This is a genomic window from Streptomyces sp. NPDC085946, from assembly GCF_044540485.1.
Classification (GTDB): Bacteria; Actinomycetota; Actinomycetes; order Streptomycetales; family Streptomycetaceae; genus Streptomyces.
Genome location: NZ_JBITSF010000001.1, coordinates 1,247,358 through 1,253,357 on the forward strand (window position 1 = coordinate 1,247,358; position 6,000 = coordinate 1,253,357).

Genomic DNA, 6,000 nt, shown 5'->3' on the forward strand with positions numbered 1-6,000 from the left:
ACGCGCTCATGAGCGATGTTCTGGAACTTCAGGACGTATCCGTCATCCGTGAGGGCCGAGCGCTGGTGGACCAGGTCTCCTGGTCGGTCAAGGAAGGCGAGCGCTGGGTCATCCTCGGCCCCAACGGCGCCGGCAAGACCACCCTCCTGAACGTCGCGTCCACCTACCTCTTCCCCAGCAGCGGCACCGCGTCCATCCTCGGCGAGACCCTCGGCAGGCCCGGCAGCGACGTCTTCGAGCTGCGCCCCCGCATCGGCATGGCCGGCATCGCCATGGCCGACAAGCTCCCCAAGCGCCAGACCGTCCTGCAGACCGTCCTGACCGCCGCGTACGGCATGACGGCCACCTGGCACGAGGACTACGAGGAGATCGACGAGCTGCGCGCCCGCGCCTTCCTCGACCGGCTCGGCATGAGCGAGTTCCTGGAGCGCAAGTTCGGCACCCTCTCCGAGGGCGAGCGCAAGCGCACCCTCATCGCCCGCGCCCTGATGACCGACCCCGAGCTGCTCCTCCTCGACGAGCCGGCCGCCGGCCTCGACCTCGGCGGCCGCGAGGACCTCGTACGCCGCCTCGGCCGCCTGGCCCGCGACCCCATCGCCCCCTCGATGATCATGGTCACCCACCACGTCGAGGAGATCCCCCCGGGCTTCACCCACGTCCTGATGATCCGCCAGGGCAAGGTCCTCGCCGCCGGCCCGCTCGAGCTCGAACTCACCTCCCGCAACCTCTCCCTCTGCTTCGGCCTGCCCCTCGTCGTCGAGCAGGTGGGCGACCGCTGGACCGCGCAGGGCCTCCCGCTGTCCTGACCCGGCCGGCCGCACCCCAACACCCCACGGGGCAACGCCCTTTCCGCCTGATCGGCGCCCTGTCCGCGACGGGGTCCGCGGTCCTACCATGACCCTGTGGACATGGACGCGTGGGTGTGGTGGTTGATCGGCGCGGCAGCGCTCGGCATCGGGCTCGTGATCACCGCGATGCCCGAACTGGGCATGCTGGCGGTGGGCGCCGTCGCGGCCGCGGTGGCCTCCGGCTTCTTCGGCGGCGACGCCGTGGTGCAGGTCCTGACCTTCGTCGTCGTCTCGACCGCACTCATCGCCGTCGTCCGTCCCGTCGCCAACCGGCACCGCGCCCAGAGACCCCAACTCGTCAGCGGGGTCGAGGCGTTGAAGGGCAGGCAGGCCGTCGTCCTGGAACGCGTCGACGCCTCCGGCGGCCGCATCAAACTCGCCGGAGAGGTCTGGTCGGCCCGCGCCCTCGACACCGGCCAGGCCTACGAGGTGGGCCAGCAGGTGGACGTCGTCGACATCGAGGGAGCCACGGCCATCGTCATGTGACCTCGCACGGCACAACTGCGCGGAACGGCCCACGAGGTACGCGGCGTTCTGCCAGACTCGACGAGCAAGATCTTCAACAGCGAGATCTTCCACAGACACGAGATCTGCCGAGGAGCCGAGGCGGAGAAGGGTACGGGGAGCCGACGATGGAACCGGTCATCATCGTTCTGATCATCCTGGTGGTGTTGGTCTTCATCGCCCTGATCAAGACGATCCAAGTCATCCCACAGGCCAGCGCGGCCATCGTCGAGCGCTTCGGCCGCTACACGCGGACGCTGAACGCGGGCCTCAACATCGTCGTCCCGTTCATCGACACCATCCGCAACCGCATCGACCTGCGCGAACAGGTCGTCCCGTTCCCGCCGCAGCCGGTGATCACCCAGGACAACCTGGTCGTCAACATCGACACCGTCATCTACTACCAGGTGACCGACGCGCGGGCCGCGACCTACGAGGTCGCCAGCTACATCCAGGCCATCGAGCAGCTCACCGTCACCACGCTGCGCAACATCATCGGCGGCATGGACCTGGAGCGGACCCTGACCTCCCGCGAGGAGATCAACGCGGCCCTGCGCGGCGTCCTCGACGAGGCCACCGGCAAGTGGGGCATCCGCGTCAACCGCGTCGAACTCAAGGCGATCGAGCCGCCCACCTCCATCCAGGACTCGATGGAGAAGCAGATGCGCGCCGACCGCGACAAGCGCGCCGCGATCCTCCAGGCCGAAGGCGTCCGGCAGTCCGAGATCCTGCGCGCCGAGGGCGAGAAGCAGTCCCAGATCCTGCGCGCCGAGGGCGAGGCCAAGGCCGCCGCCCTGCGCGCCGAGGGCGAGGCCCAGGCCGTCCGCACGGTCTTCGAGGCCATCCACGCCGGCGACCCCGACCAGAAGCTGCTGAGCTACCAGTACCTCCAGATGCTGCCGAAGATCGCCGAGGGCGACGCCAACAAGCTCTGGATCGTCCCCAGCGAGATCGGCGACGCCCTCAAGGGCCTGTCCGGCGCCATGGGCAACTTCGGCCCCATGGGCGGCGGTTCGGGCAACGGAGCGGGCGGCAACGGCGCCACGGAACGCCGCGAGAAGCCCTCGATCGACTGACGGATCCCGGAAACGAACAGTTCCCCGCGCACCCCCGAAGGGCGCGGGGAACTGCGTGACCGGCCACGGACGACCCGCGGCCGCGGACCGACCGGACCCGGCAGGCGCTACGCGGCCTCGCCGGCCAGCCACTCGGGCAGCGCGTCGAAGTCCTCACGCCCCAGCGCCAGCAGCATCGCATCCGCCGGCGTCGGCTCGAACGGCTCCCGCAGCAGCGTCATCCCGGCCTCCGCCGGAGTCCGGTTCGCCTTGCGGTGGTTGTCCTCCGCGCACGCGGCGACGGTGTTCAGCCAGGTGTCCTGCCCGCCCCTGGACCGCGGCACCACGTGGTCCACGGTCGTCGCCCGCCTGCCGCAGTACGCGCACCGGTGCCGGTCCCGCACCAGCACACCCCGCCTCGACCACGGGGCTTGTCTTCGGAACGGCACCCGTACGTACTGGCAGAGCCTGATCACGCGGGGCGCCGGTATGTCGACCGCGGCTCCCCGCATCCGCAGTTCGGGGTGGGCCTGCTCGACGACGGCCTTGTCCTGCAGCACCAGAACGACGGCTCGGTTCAGCGTCACCGTCGACAGCGGCTCGAAGCTCGCGTTCAGCACCAGCGTGTCCCGCATACCAGCCCACCTCCCGTGTGCCCTGGCCCACCCCTCGGCGGGCTGGGATAACTCTGGCCGGGCACGCCGAGATGGACAACGCAATATCTGCTGCTCCCACAGGAGGTGACCCCCGCGCCCCCGGCAACAAAAAAATGCCCGCCCCTGATCACTTCCAAGACCAGGGGCGGGCAAACGTCGAATGAACTCCCGACCGGCGCGCGGAGCGGGCTCAGCCCTCCGCGGGCACCTCGTACTCACCGATCAACTGCGCCCGCGCGATCGTGTGGAACCGCAGGTTGAAGCCCACGACCGCGGGCGTCGCGTCCGCGTCCGGACCCAGCTTCTCCTGGTCCACGGCGTACACCGTGAACACGTACCGGTGCGGCCCGTCCCCGGGCGGCGGCGCGGCACCGCCGAAGTCCTTGGTGCCGTAGTCGTTGCGCACCTGGACCGCGCCCTCCGGCAGCCCCTCGAAGGAGCCGCTGCCCGCACCCGCCGGCAGCTCGGTCACCGAGGCCGGGATGTCGAACACCACCCAGTGCCAGAACCCGCTGCCCGTCGGGGCGTCCGGGTCGTAGCAGGTCACGGCGAAGCTCTTGGTCTCCTCCGGGAAGCCGTCCCACCGCAGATGCGGCGAGGTGTTGCCCTCCGCGTGGACCTGAGCGCCGTGGAGCGTCGCGCCCTCCTCGATGTCCTTGCTCGTCACCGTGAACGACGGCACGGGCGGGTGGAAGTCGTGGGGGAGCGGCCGCCGCTTGAGCTCGGTCACCTCGGTACCTCCTGATCGTTCGTTGCGTCGGTCCCGAGCCTAGAACCAGTTCCGCCTGCTGCCGACCTCGGCCAGCCACTGGTTGAGGTACGCCGCCCAGTCGGTCCCCTGGTAGTCGTTCAGCCCCACCTGGAAGGACCGGAAGGTGTCGCTGCCCTCGGCGAACAGCCCCGGCTTCTTGTCCATCTCCAGCACCACGTCCATCGTGTGCTCGTCGGCCACGAAGCTCAGCTCGACCTGGTGCAGCCCCCGGTACTGCTGCGGCGGGAAGAACTCGATCTCCTGGTAGAACGGCAGCTTCTGGCGCGTGCCGCGGATGTGGCCGCGCTCCATGTCCGCGTTCTTGAACCGGAAGCCCAGCTGGAGGAAGGCGTCGAGGATCGCCTTCTGCGCCGGCAGCGGGTGCACGTTGATCAGGTCCAGGTCGCCGGAGTCCACGGCCCGGGCGATCTCCAGCTCCGTCGTCACACCGATGTCCATGCCCCGCAGCTGCTGCCCGTCGATCATGGTGATCGGCGTCTCCCAGGGGATCTCCAGCCCGAACGGCACCGCGTGCACCGCGTTCGCCTCCAGCTCGAAGGCACCGCCGAGCCGCACCTTCGTGAACTCGATGTCCTGCTTGTACTCCTGGTCGCCCCCCTCGACCTCGACCTTGGCCTGCAGCCCGACCGAGAGCCCCTCGATCTGCTGGTTCACCGACCCGCCCTGGATCCGCACCTCGCCCTGCACGACCCCGCCCGGAACGACGTTGATCTCGTTCAGCACGGTCTCGACCGAGGCCCCACCGGCACCCAGGCTCGCCAGCAGCTTCTTGAACGCCATGACTCTCCCTAACTCCGAACCCGAACGTCCGAACCCTTGATCCCTTTAAACGCGACCCGGCCGCGACCGGTTCCGTACCCTCACCCTGGCAAGCCGGGCGTTCTGCGGCCACCCCGCCACGCCACCGGACTCCAGTACCCTCGTACGGCATGATCGCGACCCCCGACCGTACGCCCCTGCCCAGGAACTTCTTCGACCGGCCCGTCCTGGAAGTGGCCCCGGACCTCCTCGGCCGCATCCTCGTACGCACCACCCCGGACGGTCCGATCGCCCTCCGCATCACGGAGGTCGAGGCGTACGACGGCCAGAACGACCCCGGCTCCCACGCCTACCGCGGCCGCACCCCGCGCAACGACGTGATGTTCGGCCCGCCCGGACACGTGTACGTCTACTTCACCTACGGCATGTGGTTCTGCATGAACCTGGTGTGCGGCCCCGACGGCAGGGCGAGCGCCGTACTGCTGCGCGCCGGCGAGATCATCGAGGGCGCCGAGCTGGCCCGTACCCGACGACTCTCGGCCCGCAACGACAAGGAACTGGCCAAAGGCCCCGCCCGCCTGGCCACGGCCCTGGACGTCGACCGTGCCCTGAACGGCACGGACGCCTGCGCCTCCGGCGACACCCCACTGCGCATCCTCACCGGCACCCCCGTCCCCGCCCACCAGGTACGGAAGGGCCCCCGCACCGGAGTGTCCGGCGAGGGAGCCGTCCACCCCTGGCGCTACTGGATCGCCGACGACCCGACGGTGAGCCCCTACCGAGCCCACGTCCCGAAGCGCCGCCGGGTTGACGCGCCCCCCGCAGGTGCGTAATGTATTCCGAGCCGCTGAACCGGGTACTGCGATCGTCAGCAGCCGGAGCGGCCAACCCACTACCTACGACAGCCCCCTCCAGCGGGGTCGCCTCAGACGTGTCCGCACGCCTGAATGCGAATCCGCGAAGCCCGATTATGAATCGGCCGGGGGAATCGGTTAGCGTAGTGAATGTCGAAAGGCGCCGGCGAAAGCCCAAGCCCTAGACGAAACCCGCCGACTGGGAATCGGGTCCGAAAGGATCTGATAGAGTCGGAACCGCCGGAAAGGGAAACGCGGAAGCGGGAACCTGGAAAGCACCGAGGAAATCGGATCGGAAAGATCTGATAGAGTCGGAAACGCAAGACCGAAGGGAAGCGCCCGGAGGAAAGCCCGCGAGGGTGAGTACGAAGGAAGCGTCCGTTCCTTGAGAACTCAACAGCGTGCCAAAAGTCAACGCCAGATATGTTGATACCCCGTCCATCGGACATCCGACGGTCGAGGTTCCTTTGAAAAAACACAGCGAGGACGCTGTGAACGTCGGGACTATTCCTCCCGATGTTCCGCTCTCGTGATGTGTCACCCGATCACGGG

At 68.8% G+C, this 6,000-nt stretch carries 7 protein-coding genes; 4 read left to right on the forward strand and 3 right to left on the reverse strand.

Annotation, left to right across the window (positions count from 1 at the left end; all coding sequences use genetic code 11):
- Window positions 1-8 precede the first annotated feature (8 nt).
- The 3 genes from ACIF8T_RS05560 to ACIF8T_RS05570 all read left to right on the forward strand — a co-directional run bounded on the left by ACIF8T_RS05560 (window position 9) and on the right by ACIF8T_RS05570 (window position 2,428).
- Window positions 9-806, forward strand: a complete 798-nt coding sequence (locus ACIF8T_RS05560; protein WP_400031406.1) for an ABC transporter ATP-binding protein — start codon at window positions 9-11, stop codon at window positions 804-806.
- Between the two features lie 102 nt (window positions 807-908).
- Window positions 909-1,334, forward strand: a complete 426-nt coding sequence (locus tag ACIF8T_RS05565) for an NfeD family protein (protein WP_400031516.1) — start codon at window positions 909-911, stop codon at window positions 1,332-1,334.
- A 146-nt stretch (window positions 1,335-1,480) separates the two neighbouring features.
- The gene (locus ACIF8T_RS05570) at window positions 1,481-2,428 is read left to right on the forward strand and encodes an SPFH domain-containing protein (protein ID WP_400031408.1); all 948 of its coding nucleotides are present in this window, start codon (window positions 1,481-1,483) and stop codon (window positions 2,426-2,428) included.
- Window positions 2,429-2,535: 107 nt separating this feature from the next.
- Here the strand turns inward: ACIF8T_RS05570 and ACIF8T_RS05575 are convergent, their stop codons facing one another.
- The 3 genes from ACIF8T_RS05575 to ACIF8T_RS05585 form a co-directional block, all read right to left on the reverse strand.
- A complete protein-coding gene (locus ACIF8T_RS05575) occupies window positions 2,536-3,042 on the reverse strand; it encodes an HNH endonuclease (RefSeq protein ID WP_400031410.1) in 507 nt (168 codons plus the stop codon).
- A gap of 211 nt (window positions 3,043-3,253) precedes the next feature.
- Complete coding sequence (locus ACIF8T_RS05580) at window positions 3,254-3,793, reverse strand: YbhB/YbcL family Raf kinase inhibitor-like protein (RefSeq protein ID WP_400031412.1); 540 nt, start codon at window positions 3,791-3,793, stop codon at window positions 3,254-3,256.
- A 39-nt stretch (window positions 3,794-3,832) separates the two neighbouring features.
- Window positions 3,833-4,615: a sporulation protein gene (locus ACIF8T_RS05585; protein WP_400031414.1), complete on the reverse strand. Its 783-nt coding sequence runs from the start codon at window positions 4,613-4,615 to the stop codon at window positions 3,833-3,835.
- Window positions 4,616-4,764: 149 nt separating this feature from the next.
- On the opposite strand from ACIF8T_RS05585, the gene ACIF8T_RS05590 reads away from it, so the two are divergent.
- Window positions 4,765-5,427, forward strand: a complete 663-nt coding sequence (locus ACIF8T_RS05590; protein ID WP_400031416.1) for a DNA-3-methyladenine glycosylase — start codon at window positions 4,765-4,767, stop codon at window positions 5,425-5,427.
- Window positions 5,428-6,000: the final 573 nt, after the last annotated feature.